This window comes from Anaerolineales bacterium (assembly GCA_030583885.1).
In the GTDB taxonomy this organism is placed as follows: Bacteria; Chloroflexota; Anaerolineae; order Anaerolineales; family Villigracilaceae; genus Villigracilis.
Genome location: CP129480.1, coordinates 2,585,251 through 2,599,519 on the forward strand (window position 1 = coordinate 2,585,251; position 14,269 = coordinate 2,599,519).

Annotated in this window: 19 protein-coding genes; 7 read left to right on the forward strand and 12 right to left on the reverse strand. The window is 53.7% G+C overall.

Annotation, left to right across the window (positions count from 1 at the left end):
- Nucleotides 1-654, reverse strand: coding sequence for a deoxynucleoside kinase (locus tag QY332_12870; protein ID WKZ34505.1), 654 nt, complete (start codon nucleotides 652-654; stop codon nucleotides 1-3).
- Nucleotides 655-720: 66 nt separating this feature from the next.
- Between QY332_12870 and QY332_12875 the strand changes: the two genes are divergently transcribed.
- From QY332_12875 to QY332_12885, 3 genes are read left to right on the forward strand one after another with little or no spacing between them, the layout of a single operon-like run.
- Nucleotides 721-1,131 (forward strand): hypothetical protein, encoded by a 411-nt coding sequence (locus QY332_12875; GenBank protein ID WKZ34506.1) that lies wholly within the window; start codon nucleotides 721-723, stop codon nucleotides 1,129-1,131.
- Nucleotides 1,128-1,490 carry a hypothetical protein gene (locus QY332_12880; GenBank protein ID WKZ34507.1) on the forward strand — a complete coding sequence of 121 codons (363 nt, stop codon included), beginning with the start codon at nucleotides 1,128-1,130 and terminating at the stop codon, nucleotides 1,488-1,490. Before QY332_12875 ends, QY332_12880 begins: the two co-directional genes overlap by 4 nt.
- A 21-nt stretch (nucleotides 1,491-1,511) precedes the next feature.
- Nucleotides 1,512-2,135, forward strand: a complete 624-nt coding sequence (locus tag QY332_12885; protein ID WKZ34508.1) for an NBR1-Ig-like domain-containing protein — start codon at nucleotides 1,512-1,514, stop codon at nucleotides 2,133-2,135.
- Between the two features lie 86 nt (nucleotides 2,136-2,221).
- Here QY332_12885 and QY332_12890 read toward each other — a convergent pair whose 3' ends face one another.
- The 3 genes from QY332_12890 to QY332_12900 all read right to left on the reverse strand — a co-directional run bounded on the left by QY332_12890 (nucleotide 2,222) and on the right by QY332_12900 (nucleotide 3,718).
- On the reverse strand, nucleotides 2,222-2,590 hold the full coding sequence (locus tag QY332_12890; protein ID WKZ34509.1) for a hypothetical protein: 369 nt from the start codon (nucleotides 2,588-2,590) through the stop codon (nucleotides 2,222-2,224).
- 69 nt (nucleotides 2,591-2,659) lie between these two features.
- Nucleotides 2,660-2,923: a DUF4404 family protein gene (locus tag QY332_12895; GenBank protein WKZ34510.1), complete on the reverse strand. Its 264-nt coding sequence runs from the start codon at nucleotides 2,921-2,923 to the stop codon at nucleotides 2,660-2,662.
- A gap of 90 nt (nucleotides 2,924-3,013) precedes the next feature.
- Nucleotides 3,014-3,718: a hypothetical protein gene (locus QY332_12900; protein WKZ34511.1), complete on the reverse strand. Its 705-nt coding sequence runs from the start codon at nucleotides 3,716-3,718 to the stop codon at nucleotides 3,014-3,016.
- 204 nt (nucleotides 3,719-3,922) lie between these two features.
- Between QY332_12900 and QY332_12905 the strand changes: the two genes are divergently transcribed.
- Entirely contained in the window at nucleotides 3,923-4,285 is a 363-nt protein-coding gene (locus QY332_12905; protein ID WKZ34512.1) for a response regulator, read from the forward strand.
- A 78-nt stretch (nucleotides 4,286-4,363) separates the two neighbouring features.
- Here the strand turns inward: QY332_12905 and QY332_12910 are convergent, their stop codons facing one another.
- Entirely contained in the window at nucleotides 4,364-4,774 is a 411-nt protein-coding gene (locus tag QY332_12910) for a cytochrome c (protein ID WKZ34513.1), read from the reverse strand.
- An 85-nt stretch (nucleotides 4,775-4,859) separates the two neighbouring features.
- The gene (locus tag QY332_12915; protein WKZ34514.1) at nucleotides 4,860-5,057 is read right to left on the reverse strand and encodes a hypothetical protein; all 198 of its coding nucleotides are present in this window, start codon (nucleotides 5,055-5,057) and stop codon (nucleotides 4,860-4,862) included.
- A gap of 127 nt (nucleotides 5,058-5,184) precedes the next feature.
- Here QY332_12915 and QY332_12920 point away from each other — a divergent pair, with 127 nt between their 5' ends.
- Complete coding sequence (locus tag QY332_12920; protein ID WKZ34515.1) at nucleotides 5,185-6,066, forward strand: glycerophosphodiester phosphodiesterase; 882 nt, start codon at nucleotides 5,185-5,187, stop codon at nucleotides 6,064-6,066.
- Between the two features lie 22 nt (nucleotides 6,067-6,088).
- Here QY332_12920 and QY332_12925 read toward each other — a convergent pair whose 3' ends face one another.
- On the reverse strand, nucleotides 6,089-6,649 hold the full coding sequence (locus QY332_12925; GenBank protein ID WKZ34516.1) for a nitroreductase: 561 nt from the start codon (nucleotides 6,647-6,649) through the stop codon (nucleotides 6,089-6,091).
- Nucleotides 6,650-6,695: 46 nt separating this feature from the next.
- Between QY332_12925 and QY332_12930 the strand changes: the two genes are divergently transcribed.
- Together QY332_12930 and QY332_12935 are read left to right on the forward strand one after the other, a co-directional pair.
- A complete protein-coding gene (locus QY332_12930) occupies nucleotides 6,696-7,733 on the forward strand; it encodes a histone deacetylase family protein (GenBank protein ID WKZ34517.1) in 1,038 nt (345 codons plus the stop codon).
- The gene (locus QY332_12935; GenBank protein ID WKZ34518.1) at nucleotides 7,730-8,488 is read left to right on the forward strand and encodes a hypothetical protein; all 759 of its coding nucleotides are present in this window, start codon (nucleotides 7,730-7,732) and stop codon (nucleotides 8,486-8,488) included. Before QY332_12930 ends, QY332_12935 begins: the two co-directional genes overlap by 4 nt.
- 36 nt (nucleotides 8,489-8,524) lie before the next feature.
- Here QY332_12935 and QY332_12940 read toward each other — a convergent pair whose 3' ends face one another.
- The 5 genes from QY332_12940 to guaB all read right to left on the reverse strand — a co-directional run bounded on the left by QY332_12940 (nucleotide 8,525) and on the right by guaB (nucleotide 14,207).
- Nucleotides 8,525-8,893, reverse strand: coding sequence for a response regulator (locus QY332_12940; protein ID WKZ34519.1), 369 nt, complete (start codon nucleotides 8,891-8,893; stop codon nucleotides 8,525-8,527).
- Entirely contained in the window at nucleotides 8,893-10,923 is a 2,031-nt protein-coding gene (locus tag QY332_12945; protein ID WKZ34520.1) for a molybdopterin biosynthesis protein, read from the reverse strand. Before QY332_12945 ends, QY332_12940 begins: the two co-directional genes overlap by 1 nt.
- A gap of 12 nt (nucleotides 10,924-10,935) precedes the next feature.
- Nucleotides 10,936-12,273, reverse strand: a complete 1,338-nt coding sequence (locus QY332_12950) for an aspartate aminotransferase family protein (GenBank protein ID WKZ34521.1) — start codon at nucleotides 12,271-12,273, stop codon at nucleotides 10,936-10,938.
- A 13-nt stretch (nucleotides 12,274-12,286) separates the two neighbouring features.
- Nucleotides 12,287-12,667: a DUF559 domain-containing protein gene (locus QY332_12955; GenBank protein ID WKZ34522.1), complete on the reverse strand. Its 381-nt coding sequence runs from the start codon at nucleotides 12,665-12,667 to the stop codon at nucleotides 12,287-12,289.
- A gap of 97 nt (nucleotides 12,668-12,764) precedes the next feature.
- A complete protein-coding gene (gene guaB, locus QY332_12960) occupies nucleotides 12,765-14,207 on the reverse strand; it encodes an IMP dehydrogenase (GenBank protein ID WKZ34523.1) in 1,443 nt (480 codons plus the stop codon).
- Nucleotides 14,208-14,269: the final 62 nt, after the last annotated feature.

Here is a 14,269-nt window from a genome sequence, read left to right on the forward strand (position 1 = left end):
TTACAAAGGCTTCTTTTTCGTCAGGTCCATGACTTCTTTTCCAGCCAGTTTGTCCTGAATCCGTTGCGTGACCAGGTCGAGGTGGCCGGGATGGTTCACATAGTCCAGATCATCCGTCTGGATGGTCAATACAGGACAGAGGTCGAAGGAGCCGAGCCATTCATCATAAAAGGAATCCAGCAGCGAAAGGTATTCGGGGGTAATCCCGGTTTCAATATTCCTTGCGCGTCTGCGGATGCGGTTCAGTAACACAGACACCGGCGCTTTCAGATAGATCAAAAGGTCGGGGCGCGGCAAGCCGTTGACGACAACATCAAACAACCTGCGGTATGCCAGATAATCGCGCTCGCCTAAATTCCCCATGTGATGCAGGGCGCGCGCGAAGATATGCGCATCTTCATAAATGCTTCTGTCCAAAATGGCGGAACGCGCATCGCGCGCCGCCTCCAGGTATTGGTCTGCGCGATGTCCTAAAAAGAATACCTGCAAATGAAAGGACCAGGCATGCATATCCCCGTAAAAATCGGAAAGGTATGGGTTGTCGGCAACAGATTCATATCCTGTCCACCAGCCGAGGCGTGTACCGATGCGTTCGGTAAGCGTCGTTTTGCCCGCGCCGATATTCCCTGCCACCAAAACCAAATGCTTCGCCATAGATGCGACGTATTTTATCATGTATGATGATTGAGGGTATAATTTTCAATCAGGAGATTTCCGCAAATGAACATACGTGACGCATCCGGCTGGACCATATTTATCTTCGGTATCCTTGCATTCCTGCTGGGAATCCTGGGGCTGATCCGTCCTGAAATCCTTCTGTCCATCCTCGGCTTTGACGTAATCGAGCGCGTCCAGCGCGCAGCAGGTGATTACACCATCGTCTTCATGACAGCCTCGTCCATGGCGTCATTTAACGTGGGCATTTATTACATGCTCGCCGCACTCAACAACGTAAAAATCTTCTATCGCTGGACAGTACCCTTCCGCACGCTTACGTTTGTTGTATTCAGCATAATTGTCTTCCTGGAAATCGCCCCGCAAAAATTCATCGGGGTCGCCTTGTGGGAACTTGCCGGGGCGCTCGCCACCGCCGTTACCCTTTACAGGGAAGACCATAAGAGGCAGCTATGAAATCCGCATGGCGGGAACACAACGGAAAACAATTCCTGTACCAGGATTTTTCAAATTTCTTTTTTAACGAACAAGCGGTCATCGAGGAATTGAACGCAGTGCAAGCCATCGTACGCAGCCAGCCGGAAAATTCAGTCCTCGTGCTTTCAAATTTTTCCAATACCGAGATCACCATGAACCTTATGCCCCTTCTCAACGAATCCTCCCAAAAAACCAAGGCACATGTCCGCAAGACCGCAGTACTTGGCGTCACCGGCATCAAGCGCGCCCTTGGCGACCTGCTCTCCAGGATCACCGGGCAGCCCCTGATGTACTTCAACAATGAATCTGAAGCAAAGGATTGGCTGACATTGGGTTAATGCGTGCTGCTGATCAAAGACATGAAAACCAGAATTCTAACCCTTGTCATGCTTCTTACCATGGGGGTATTGCTTTTTTCATGCGGAATCAAAGACTCTGCCCCATCCGAGAAGCTGGACGGGGACGCAATACGCACGGAAGCTGTTGCTACGTACGCCTCATCCCTGACCGGGACCCTATCACCGCCAGCCCCGGCATCCCCCGCCCCGACAGTTGGGCCGACCCGCACCCCGCCCGTCATCACCGCCACAATCGAAGCATCCCCAACTGTCAACCCTTGCTACAATCTGATGTATATCGCAGACGTAACCATCCCTGATGGAATGGAAATGAAGGCGGGCGAAGTGTTCACAAAAGCCTGGCGCGTGCAAAACATCGGTGGGTGTGCATGGAGGGCGGGCTTTACATTTCAACATGTGGGCGGCGACCTGATGCGCGGAAGCACGATCACACTCCCGGATGCAATTCAAACCGGCTCGATACGCGAAATCTCGATTCAACTTGTGGTTCCCAGCGGGCAAAGCGGGTTGATCCAAAGCGCATGGCGCATGGCGGATGAAAACGGCAACTTCTTTGGCGACACCCTGTCTGTGAACATTGTTGTCGGAAACAACCTCACGTCCACAGTAACGAGCGCCCCGTAAATCTAAAAAATCGGAGTATTAACACAACAAGGGATTTGCGTGTCGGCAAATCCCTTGTTGTGTTCTATTTACATGCCACACAACCATTATTTCTTTGCCAGCATCCTGCCAGCAAAATAGCCCACGCCAATAATAAATATTGCGGGAGATACCCCCAGCAGGAAGATGCCGACCCCTCCAATCGCACCGCCGAAAAACATCCCAAACAAAGCGAAGGGCAGGCTCACCACAAACGCGATAAGGACAGTCCGAAAGACACCCCGGTCCTCGCTGCGGCGCAGGAAATAAACCAGACCGATACCGATCAATGAGCCGGCCAGAAAAAACATCAAATAATCAGCCAGTGAAGCCTCCGCATGAAGTTGCCCAAAACCGAACACCAAAACCGCCGTGTTCAAAAAAGGGAACAGCAAACCAATTACCGGGGCCCAAAGGAAGGAAGTCCTTTTATGCATGTAATCCTCTCCTGCTTAAAATGTGGTTCTGTTCCCAATTATACCCATCGAAGGCGGTCTGTACCTTGGTTAGATTCCCGCATTGCTCAAGATCGTCATCATTTCAGAAAGCGCCATTGTCAGTTTTGGGTGTTCAATTTTGAAATGGTCGATCGTATCCTCTAAACGCCGCAATACAGATTCGTCCGGCTCTATGCTGGGGCTCTTCAGCAGCCTGTTAATATCTGCGGCGATGTTATTTAATAGGTCGCGTCCCTTTTGATCCAGGGAATCGACATGATCGAGTTCATCCTGCAATTGCTCAAGGAGTTCACGAACTTTTTTGTCCAGCATGGGAAACACTCCTTTTTATAATATAGACATATTCGCATGGATCGTTCCATCCTTTATTTTACATCGGTTTGATGTCCGCTGCCTCCCCGCTTAAGCAGCACGGTCCAGCGCGACTTGCGCCTTATTCGCAGGGTCATAGCGGACATATACCAGCTTGCCTGCAGAGTATTTCTCGCGCGATGCATCCGCAACGGCGGCTTGAGTCTCAGCCTTGAAAGGATCTCCGATCCTGGGTATAACCTCAAAGGTAAAACGGACCATCGAACCACCGCCTTCCACGCGGATGTTCATTTCCTCAGCGGTCAGGATTCTGGCTCCGGCTTCCTCGCCTGTCCGGCGAAGCGTCTCGTAATATTGATCCTGGACCTGCATGGCGGACTGAACAGCAGCGATGGCGGTAGGATTCATGGTCGGCGCACCGATGGACTCAATCGCCACCTTGCTCGTGTCGTTCGGGTCGTAGCGGATGGTTACAGAAGCACCCGGGACGATCATGCCAATTTGAACACGGCCCACAAACGTAGTGGCAACAGCATGAAACGGCGGGCGATCCGCAGGTGTTACTTGAAGGGTAAGGCGCACCTGCGGACTGTAATTCATGGTGACGCCCGTATCCTCCACGCCGATGATGACGGCCGGCGCGGAAACGCCGGACTTAAGCACAGTGCTGTTGCCCGACATGTTCTTAAAAACGCTATAGATGAAAAAACCTGCCACGCCAAGCGATATGAGGGTGGTCAACCCCACACACAACAAAGTAAAAACCGTGATCAAGCCGGGGGCTAAAAATTCCATGGACACATTCTCCTTGAACAATTGATTACCCAAGGATGGTACCATTATTTACACAACCGTAAACTCCCCCGTTTGGGGGAAAGAAGCGATCTGTTTCCTGTTGCCGGAAGGGTGCGCTGCAATTACCAACAGCCTTGTCACAAACTGCTCTTAAGTATATGATTGACCAGCCCAGCGAAAATCAAGGAAATGAATTGGAAACCTATGGCGAAAATCATGGTGGTTGACGACGACACACTCATAACGAACCTGCTCGAAGATTTGCTTAAAATGGCGGGACACGAGACGGCCATCCTGAACGAAAGTTCAAAAGCCATCGAAATGGCAAAACAGGTCAAGCCCGATCTGTTCCTGCTCGACCTGATGATGCCGCAACCAGATGGATTTAAATTATGCAGAATGCTGCGCCAGGAGCCCTATTTTACCAACACCCCCATCATTATCATCACCGCGCTGGATGACGAGGACAGCAGGGCGATTGCGTTTGGCGCGGAAGCAGATGACTATATCACCAAACCCTTTCGTCCCAACGATCTGGCGCAAAGAATAAACGAATTACTTGCATAATGCCGCCCTGGAATACTCCAAAAGACACGCTTGATATCAAGCGTGTCTTTTGGAGTTGGCTGCGCTCTGATTGTTTCCTTATTTGAGCGTGCGGATGAATGCAACGATTTGCCAGATCTGCTCGTCAGTCAGGATCCCCTTCCACGCAACCATGGAAGTGCCGGGTTTGCCAGTGGCAACACGCCAGAATAAATAGTCATCGCCGGCTCTGGCCTGCAAATCGCCAAGATTTTTCGGGGCAGGATCAAGCGCAACGCCGGCAGGGCCATCACCAGCACCTGCCGGGCCGTGGCAGGACTCGCAATTGGTCTTGAATACCGCCGCACCAGCTGACGCGGCATCCGCGCCAAAGGGATTGGACTGCCCCGCATAATCCGCAGGAACAGATTCCAACACGGTGGATGTGTCCGATCCTGAGCCGCCCCCGCCTCCACAAGCCGCAAGAACGAGCGCGGCGGGAAGTAGAACCGCGAACAAAACTTTCTTCATCAACGACCTCCAGTTAAAATGGATATCATACAACAACCCGAATTATATGCGCTGCGAAACGCCATGCAGTGACTTAAGTTACACATTACCCGCTCTTTCGCCTGACCTTTCTCTTTGACTTTACCGCGTCATGCTCTGTCTCGACCTGATCCGATTCCTTTGGGCTGGTCAGCCACCCGACAGCAATGACCAAAACGAATAAAGCGATCCCGGCATACATCAGCCAGGACAACGCGGTATTTGGGATCTCGCCGCCTCCAGCAAGGTAACGGAACGCAAGCATATCTGCCTCCATGTGTTTTATGAGTACTATACGTGAAAAAACGAGGCTTGTCAATTACTACACGTGGGTGCATAAAACGAAATCAAACAACATGAGTTAAAATCAAAAAAACCATTACGGAGCACTCATGCTGAAATTCAAAACCTGGCAAAAGACCTTCATTTTCATTCTGGCAGTCACCATCCTCATGCGCATCACATCCAGGTCCGCGCCTGAGCATCCCTATTACGCCGCAAACTTGAACTTTCCGCTCGTCATCGCCCATCAGGGTGGAGATCACCTCTGGCCAGGCAACACCATGCACGCCTTCCAAAATGCGGTTGACCTTGGCGTGGACGTACTCGAAATGGACCTGCACATCACACAAGACGGCATCCTCGTCCTTATGCATGATGAAACCGTGGATAGAACCACGGACGGTACGGGTGAGATCGAATCCATGAGCCTGGGCGAACTCAAACAGCTTGATGCCGGCCACGACTGGACTCGTGACGATGGAGCCACCTTCCCTTTTCGCGGGCAGGGTATCACGGTGCCGACAATGGAGGCTGTCTTTGCGGAATTCCCCCACATGCGCATGACCATCGAACTCAAAAAGACCAACGCCTCGATGGCACAACCTTTCTGCGCCCTCATCCGCCAATACAGTATGGCTGAGAAAGTACTGGTCGCATCCTTCCATGATGAACGACTCAGGGAATTCCGCACGGAATGTCCCGAGGTTGCCACTTCCAGCGCAAAGGATGAAACCACGGTTTTCGTCCTGCTCACAAAAGCGTTTCTCGGCGGATTTTACTCGCCGCACTTTTATTCATTGCAAGTGCCGCAGGAATCTGGTGGCATCACCGTGATGACAAGATCCTTTGTCAAGGCTGCTCACGCCCGCAACCTTGCCGTCGAGCCGTGGACCATCAACGACGCCGAAATTATGCGCCTCTTTATCGAATGGGGAGTGGACGGGATCATCACCGACCGCCCGGATATCCTGTTGGACGTGCTGGGCAGATAACTTTATCTCGTTCCCTTTAGCGCTACTCCATCCATGTCACCCGATCTTCAAATCCCGCACGGGTATATGGTTCCGGTAAAAATTCGGGGAAGCCGATATAGATAAATCCGATGATATGCTGGTCTGCGGAAAAGCCGAGAAATTCCTTCACCCTGGAATCGCGCGCCCACTCGCCCGTGCGCCAGATCGCGCCAAGGCCAAGCGCATGGGCGGCGAGAAGGATATTTTGCGCGGCAGCAGATGCTGCCGCGCTGTTCTCGATCTCGATGGCTTTGGTGTCCGGGGCGGGTTTATCCACGCCGATGGCAATGACGACAGGCGCGCGAAGCGGCAATGAACGGGGCTTATCCGCCGCCGCCGTTGGTGCTTGCGGATTGCGTTCCAGAAAAGAGGCGGCAAATTCGTCGCCGAGTTTTTTACGCCCATCTCCAGTCAATACTACGAAACGCCAGGGGCGGACTTTATAATGATTCGGTGCCTGCACAGCCGCGCTCAGGAGTTTTTCGACCATGTCGCGTGGCACAGCATCCTGTCTCACCTTGCTGATCGTTTGCCTTCCATGAATTGCATCAAATACATCCATTGTTCCTCCGTGTCACAAAGACGCTTGCGGGTAAAATTGTCTTACCATGAGAATATTTTACTCGGAAGAACATCGCAAACATTACCCACCGTTTGAAGTCTTTGACGGCGGCATACGTGTGCCTTATTACGAAAACCCGGACCGTATGGATCGGATCGTCGCCGCACTTCAAAAAACAGATTGGGCGGACTTTAACGCACCGCAGGATTTCGGACTTGACCCAGTCCTTGCCGTGCATGACAAGGATTACATTAACTTCATCGCGTCCTGCTGGACCGAGTGGCTGGCTTCTGAGCCAGAGATTGCAGCCTCACCCGAAGGACATGCCTTCCTGCCAGCCACCTTTGCGCTGAGGCGCAAGGCTCGCGCCACCAGTTCCCTGCGCGGACGAGGCGGCTACTACCTGATGGATCTTTCCGCCTGCATCGTGGAGGGGACGTATCAAGCATCGCTTGCATCTGTGAACTGCGCATTGAGTGCAGCAGAATCAGTATTCAACACCCGGCGGGCGGCATTCGCGCTATGCCGCCCGCCCGGACATCATGCCGGGAGGGATTATGCCGCCGGATACTGCTTCTTCAACAACGCCGCAATTGCAGCAAACTCACTTTCATCAAAAGGAAAGGTTACCATTCTGGATATTGACTACCATGCCGGAAACGGTACGCAGGACATATTCTACGAACGCGGAGATTTGTTAACCATATCCATCCACGGCGATCCCGATTACGAGTATCCGCATTACGCCGGCTTCGCGGACGAAACCGGCGCGGGTGCAGGTCTTGGCTTTCACAAAAATTTCCCGCTCCCAAAAGACACGGGAGATGAGGATTATCTCTCCGCCCTAGACGAAGTGCTGGGGATGATCCGCAGGTTCGCGCCCGATTTCCTGGTACTCTCCGCAGGCATGGATGTCTTTGATGGTGACCCGCTGGGCATGTTTCGCCTTACGCGGGACGGGTTTGCAGAAATCGGAAAAAGAGTTGCTGGATTAAATCTCCCGACCGCCATTATCATGGAGGGCGGCTACGCCAACGAGGTGCTTGGCGACAATGTTGTCACCTTATTGGAGAATTTCAAATGAGAAAACACATATTAATTGCATGGAGTGTAATTTTCCTGCTCACCGCCTGCGGACCCTCTCCCGAAGAACAGGCAACCTTGACCGCTGTGGCTTGGACGGCCACACCGACGCGAAGACCCACGTCCACATCCACTTTCACTCCCACCCCAACCGTCACGTTTACGCCGACGCTCACATTCACCCCCACCATCGCTGCAACTCCCACTACCGCCCTGCCGACCGTCACCGTCAACAAGCAGGCTCATTGCCGCTACGGGCCTAGTGCCGCTTATTTACACGCCGCAGACCTGTATGCGGGAGATACAGGTGCCGCCCGCTGGAAAGGGGTGTACAGCCAGTGGCTGTATGTTAAATTCCACAAACTCGATTATTCGTGCTGGGTCGCCCCTTCCGTGGTGGATGTTGTCGGGGATGTCAGTACACTTAAAAGAGTGGAGCCAAATTTACAGTCCATCGGCAGCAATCAATACGGTTCGCCGCGCAATGTAAGCGCTGTCCGCGATGGAGACATGGTCACGATAAGCTGGGATCAAATGGAAATGACAAAAGACAAGGACAGAGGCTACTTCATCGAAGCCTTTGTCTGCCAGAACACTTTCTACATATGGTGGACATTTTCGTATCCCGACCAATACACGACCAGCTATACAGTGGAAGACGAGGCGGGCTGCGCTTCACCTTCGTATGGGAAACTTTACACAGTGGAAAAACACGGATACTCCGACCCGGTGGATATTCCATGGCCCCAGCCTTAAACAAAAAGCGGGCGCTGATCAGCGCCCGCTTTTTGTTTAAGAAAGCACTCCCGCTTTCTTCAATGCATCTTCCAGAGAGTCGATCGTGGCAGGTTTGATTAACATCGCCTGCGCACCCCCCTTCAAAACATGCTGGCGGGTCTCGGGCTGGTCGTCGGAGGTGATGACGATCACGGGCACATTCATCAAACGCGGTTCGCGGCGGATGTAGGCCAATACTTCCGTTCCATCCACGCCCGGCATGTTGATATCAAGACAGACAAAACGGGGAAGCTGGCTTCCCAAATAAGCCAGTGCGGGGCTGGAGCCATAAGCAACCCGTGCAGGTAGATCCAATAATTCCAGCATTTGCTGCAGCGCATCTGCAGTCTGACGATTATCGTCAATGATTAAACCTTCTGACATTAGTCCTCCAAAATTACCGTGCCCATCACAGACACGTCATAACCTTTCAGTTCTGATACCGCCTCCCGAAAACGCATATCAGCCAGGAGTTCGAAAAGAGGCGCAAGCAGACTGTCGTCTGAAAATTGGCCGGGAATCACCAAGTCATAGCGTTCCTGAAACAGCGGGATGAAATCCAGTCCCAAGGCCTGCGCGGCGGCGGCGATGCCAAGCCCGCAATCTGCGCGCCCCGAGGCAACTGCGGCGGCAACACCGAGATGAGTATACTCTTCCTGAGCATAACCGACAATGGACTCGGGGGAAATTGTCATCAAGTTCAAATGATAATCGAGCAGGACGCGCGTGCCCGCACCGCGCTGGCGGTTGACGAACCGCACGCCTCCAGGCGGACCCGAACCTGCGAGGTCTCCCAGGCTCTTGATCCCCTTCGGGTTTCCCTTCCTCACGATCAAACCCTGGTCACGCCCCACCAGCGCAACGACCTTGACGGGAATATTCGGCATGTACTGGCGGATGTAGGAAATGTTGTATTCGCCCGTCTGCGTGTCGAGCAGATGCGAACCTGCGAGGTGCGCCTCCCCGCGCCGCAACGCCACCAACCCGCCCTGCGAACCGACATTGGCGGAAGCCAGCCTGCGGTCATGTTCGGCAAGGAATTGCGCGATCAGATCGAGCGTCAGATCATGCGATCCGATGGCCAGGATCGTCTTTTCGATCTCGTTCCGATTGCGATACAAACGGACCTGTATTTTCTCTCCCGCTTCCATGCCTTGTGTTCCACTTGGAATCAAGGCCAGCCCGTCCGCCTGCACGAGCGACGTGATCACCCCTGCCCCGCGCGAAAGCGGAGCCGCAAGCAGTTTCTCGCCCACCTTTCCAACCACAACCCGCACAAAGTCATCGTCCCCTGCAGGAGAGACCAGTTTGCGTGTGAGAATTGCGGTCTCGGTCGACAACTCCAACGGCCGCCGCCCCAGCCATTTTGCAATGAGGGGTTCAACGAAAATATCCACTGTCAACGCGGCGGAGACGGGATAGCCGGGGACGCCGATGATGGGAACCATGTCATTGTGAGGAGACTGTGAAGCAGGCAACAAAGCAATCTCTCCAGCATGAGGGGATTGCTTCGCTCTGCTCGCAATGACACCTAAAATTACAGGATGCCCAGGGCGAACAGCGACACCATGCACCAATAGCGTTCCGAGTTTCTCAACCACCTGTGCCGAAAAATCCTCTGCGCCTGCCGAGGAACCTGCATTCAACAAGACCAAATCATGCGTTTGCGCGGCTTCCTGTACGCGTTGGCAGATCAGATCAAAGTCATCTTCGGTGATGGGATAGCGCGTCGGTTCGCCGCCCATTTGTCGGATTTGAGAAGCGATCACAAGCGAGTTGTATTCGAGAATATCGCCCGCCTTGAGTTTCGAACCGATGGGGACGAGTTCCGTCCCGGTTGGAAGAATCGCCACTTTCGGCTTGCGCGCGACGCGCATCGTTTGATGTCCCGCCGCAGCGACGGCACCCAAATCCACAGGTTTAAGGACATGTCCCGCAGGCAGGACCAACTGTGTTGCAACAATATCCTCTCCCAACGGGCGGACATGTGCCCACGGAGCCACCGCCGAGCGAATGCGAATGGACACTGGTTGGCGGATGGCAGAGGTGATCTCCCCGTTTTCATCCAGGGATTCGACGTTTTCAATTGGGATGACCGCGTTCGCCCACTCTGGCAGCGGATCACCCGTATCCACGTACTGCGCCTGCGGGCCCGTGTACAAGGTCACTGGCGCGGATGGCTGTGCGCCGTTCGTCTCGGCAGCGCGGATGGCAAACCCGTCCATGGCGGAGGCGTGGTAATGCGGCGAGGAAATTTCCGCCCAGATCGGCTCGGCGGTAACTCGTCCGAGCGCGTGTTCATCGAGGGAAATTTCTTCCACGCCGAGCGTGCGCCAGAGATTCGCATCCTGCAAGGCTTCACCCAGGCGGGCCTGGGCTTGAGAAAGGGGGATATCATGCAGGTAGACAGACATGGAGTTTATGGTTTAGGAGATTCCATCCATCGCCGCACCGAGACGCTTGACAATCTCGTCTACTTCCTCTTCATGGATGGAGAGCGGCGGGGAAAAGGCAAGCGTATTCCCAAGCGGGCGTGAACGCAAACCTTGCGACTCGGCGGCTTTGAAGATTTTCATCGTCAGTACGGGGTCGGCAGCTTTCGTGGATACATCTGAAACGATTTCGACGCCACAGACCAGGCCCAGTCCGCGCACGTCGCCGACGAAGGGGAATTCCATCAGCGATTGCAGCCCTTCAAGCAGACGTTTCCCAAGTTCACGCGCGCGTTTCGGGTATTCTTCCCTTTCCATGATCTCAAGGTTCTTCAATCCCACGGCACACGCCATGGCATGACCTGAATATGTATAGCCGTGCATATAGGTTTCGGATTCCACCGCGGATTCCATCGTCTCGCGAATTTCGTCCGAAATTTGGATTCCGCCGAGTTGGGCGTATCCGCTGGTCACGGCTTTGGCAAAGGAAAGAATATCGGGCTTGACATTCCAATGTTTTAGCGCGAACCATTCGCCTGTGCGCCCAAAACCTGTGATGACTTCATCCGCGATGAAAAGGGTTTCGTATTTGTCACAGATTTGGCGGACAAGCGGGAAATAATCGTCAGGTGGAACGATCACGCCTCCGACGCCCATGACAGGTTCGGCAATGAAAGCGGCGACGGTATCCGCTCCTTCGCGCAGGATGGCTTCTTCCAATTCCCGAGCCGCAGCCCGACCGACGGTTTCCCCATCTTTCAACTGACCTTCATAGCGGTACCGGTTCGGTGCGGGGATGTGGACAAATCCATCCAGCGCAGGACCAAACATGGCGTGATATTTTTCCAATCCCGTGGCAAAGGTGGCGGCAAGCGTAATGCCATGATACGAACCGCGCCGCGCAATGACCTTGTACTTGGTCGGCTTGCCTTTGCGTTTCCAGTAATAACGCGCAGTTTTGAACGCGGAATCATTTGCCTCCGATCCACCGGATGTGAAGAAGGTGGTGTTCAAACCCTCGTAGGCGAAACCCGCCAGTTTATCGGCAAGTTGGATCGAAGGCAGGTTGGTCATCCCCGAGAAATTGGAAGTGAACGCCAGTTCCTTCATTTGTTCGTATGCGGCTTTGGCAAGTTCCTCCCGCCCATAGCCCGCGTTGACGTTCCACAACCCTGCCATACCATCCAGGATTTTTCGTCCGTCGGTAGTGTGCAACCACACCCCTTCCCCGCGCTCGATCACGAGAGGATTTGCATGGGACTTGGGATGATAGACGGGATGTAATTGTTTTTTATCTTTTTCGATCCAGGTTGCAGTGTCTGTTTGGCTCATGGTATCTCCAATTTTATTCTTCATCCAGCCTCTCGGGCGGAGAGGGGGACTCGCTGGTATTTATTTTGAGTTCATTGATTTTTGAGCGTATCATCTCAAGAACGGACGAAAGGCTCTTTTCAACATCATCTGACCCAACTCTAAAAACATTCAGCCCAAGTTGTTCAAGAACATCCTGTCGGGCACGATCCAACTCAACCTGACCCACATGGACAGGGCCATCCACTTCAATAACAAGCCGATATGCGGAATTGTAAAAACCCACGATAAAATTACCAATCGGTTGTTGTCGTCGAAACTTTATTCCATCCAGTTTCTTCCCGCGCAAAGCCTGCCAGAGAATCGCCTCGCTTCTCGTCGGCTCCCTCCTAACTGTACGCGCAATTTCAAGCAATTTGCGTCGAATTTCAGGGGAAACATCCAGTCGTGGAAAATCGTTTTTTCATGGTGTACTCACTCATCTCCCTGCTCGTCGGGGAGGGGCTGGGGGGTCATCCCAGAACCTCCACATCATGCGGACCCGACTCTTTCAGCCCAGCCCCCGTCATCCGCACGAAGATGGCTTTCTGTTGAAACTCCTCAATCGAATGCGCGCCGCTGTAACTCATCCCCGATTGCAACCCGCCGACAAGTTGAGTCAACACTTCCCGCGCCTTGCCGCGATATGGGACCGCCGCTTCCACGCCCTCGGCAACGTAGTCTTCGATTTCTTCACGCGTCAAATCATTGCCTTCGCGTTTATTTCGTTCAATGTTCGCCGTCAATGACGCCATACCGCGCGACGCCTTGTAACGATGACCCCTGCGCGTCATGATGAGACCTGGGCTTTCGTCCGTGCCAGCGAACAACGAACCGATCATCACCGTGCTTGCGCCTGCGGCAATCGCTTTCGCCACATCGCCAGGATGACGAATGCCGCCATCCGCGATGATGGGAATTCCATAGGGACGCGCAGCCTCTGAACACTCGATCACTGCCGTCAACTGCGGAACACCCGAACCCGCCACCTGGCGCGTCACACAGATCGAGCCAGGTCCCACGCCGACTTTTACCGAATCCACGCCTGCTTCGATCAAGCGTTTCGCCCCATCCGCAGTTGCCACATTCCCGCCAATGATCTGTGCCTTAGGGAAATGCCTGCGGATGTTCTTGATCGTTTCGATTTCCATGTGCGAATCGCCGTGCGCGATGTCCACCACGATGCAATCCGCGCCCGCCTGCAAAACAGCTTCGACACGCCGCATCTCCATGTCCCGCACGCCAACCGCCGCGCCGACAGCCAGCCGTCCTTTCGAGTCCTTCGTCGCCTTCGGGAACTGCGTGATCTTCATGATATCTTTCAACGTGATCAATCCCGCCACTTTGCCATTCGCATCGGTCAGGGGCAGTTTCTCCACACGGTATTCGTGCAATAATCGCTCCGCATCTTTCAACGACGTATCCGGCGGCGCGCTGTGAACTTCACAGGTCATGATTTCAGTTACAGGCCTGGCATCATCGGTTTCGAACAACAGGTCGCGCGTCGTGACGATGCCGATCAGTTTATCGTCCTTGTCCAGGATCAAAATACCCCCCGTGCCCGTTTCCTCCACCACACGCTTCACATCCCCAACCGTATGCGCCTCTGCCATCGTGATGGGTTTATCCACAATGAATGATTCCGCCTTCTTCACACGCTCGATCTGGCGCGCATGTTCGGCGATCGTCATAAAGCGGTGGATGATCCCGATCCCCCCCTCGCGCGCCATCGCGATGGCCATCTCGCTTTCGGTCACAACATCCATGTTCGCCGCAACGATCGGCGCCTGCAATGCGATCTTTTTCGTCAACCAGCCTTTCGTCGAAAGCACACGCCGCGAATCCACATCCGAATACTGCGGCACCAAAAGCACATCGTCATACGTCAGGGCAACATCCGGCAAAATCTTCATCATATTCCTCTCGCTCGAATTATACCCAGTGCAGCCACAAATGGCCGTTTTCTAATGGTGGAAAT

Bases quoted from the DNA above. Each gene is read 5' to 3' on its own strand.
- QY332_12870 (WKZ34505.1), bottom strand. From the start codon at position 654: ATGGCGAAGCATTTGGTTTTGGTGGCAGGGAATATCGGCGCGGGCAAA.
- QY332_12875 (WKZ34506.1), top strand. From the start codon at position 721: ATGAACATACGTGACGCATCCGGCTGGACCATATTTATCTTCGGTATC.
- QY332_12880 (WKZ34507.1), top strand. From the start codon at position 1,128: ATGAAATCCGCATGGCGGGAACACAACGGAAAACAATTCCTGTACCAG.
- QY332_12885 (WKZ34508.1), top strand. From the start codon at position 1,512: ATGAAAACCAGAATTCTAACCCTTGTCATGCTTCTTACCATGGGGGTA.
- QY332_12890 (WKZ34509.1), bottom strand. From the start codon at position 2,590: ATGCATAAAAGGACTTCCTTCCTTTGGGCCCCGGTAATTGGTTTGCTG.
- QY332_12895 (WKZ34510.1), bottom strand. From the start codon at position 2,923: ATGCTGGACAAAAAAGTTCGTGAACTCCTTGAGCAATTGCAGGATGAA.
- QY332_12900 (WKZ34511.1), bottom strand. From the start codon at position 3,718: ATGGAATTTTTAGCCCCCGGCTTGATCACGGTTTTTACTTTGTTGTGT.
- QY332_12905 (WKZ34512.1), top strand. From the start codon at position 3,923: ATGGCGAAAATCATGGTGGTTGACGACGACACACTCATAACGAACCTG.
- QY332_12910 (WKZ34513.1), bottom strand. From the start codon at position 4,774: ATGAAGAAAGTTTTGTTCGCGGTTCTACTTCCCGCCGCGCTCGTTCTT.
- QY332_12915 (WKZ34514.1), bottom strand. From the start codon at position 5,057: ATGCTTGCGTTCCGTTACCTTGCTGGAGGCGGCGAGATCCCAAATACC.
- QY332_12920 (WKZ34515.1), top strand. From the start codon at position 5,185: ATGCTGAAATTCAAAACCTGGCAAAAGACCTTCATTTTCATTCTGGCA.
- QY332_12925 (WKZ34516.1), bottom strand. From the start codon at position 6,649: ATGGATGTATTTGATGCAATTCATGGAAGGCAAACGATCAGCAAGGTG.
- QY332_12930 (WKZ34517.1), top strand. From the start codon at position 6,696: ATGAGAATATTTTACTCGGAAGAACATCGCAAACATTACCCACCGTTT.
- QY332_12935 (WKZ34518.1), top strand. From the start codon at position 7,730: ATGAGAAAACACATATTAATTGCATGGAGTGTAATTTTCCTGCTCACC.
- QY332_12940 (WKZ34519.1), bottom strand. From the start codon at position 8,893: ATGTCAGAAGGTTTAATCATTGACGATAATCGTCAGACTGCAGATGCG.
- QY332_12945 (WKZ34520.1), bottom strand. From the start codon at position 10,923: ATGTCTGTCTACCTGCATGATATCCCCCTTTCTCAAGCCCAGGCCCGC.
- QY332_12950 (WKZ34521.1), bottom strand. From the start codon at position 12,273: ATGAGCCAAACAGACACTGCAACCTGGATCGAAAAAGATAAAAAACAA.
- guaB (WKZ34523.1), bottom strand. From the start codon at position 14,207: ATGATGAAGATTTTGCCGGATGTTGCCCTGACGTATGACGATGTGCTT.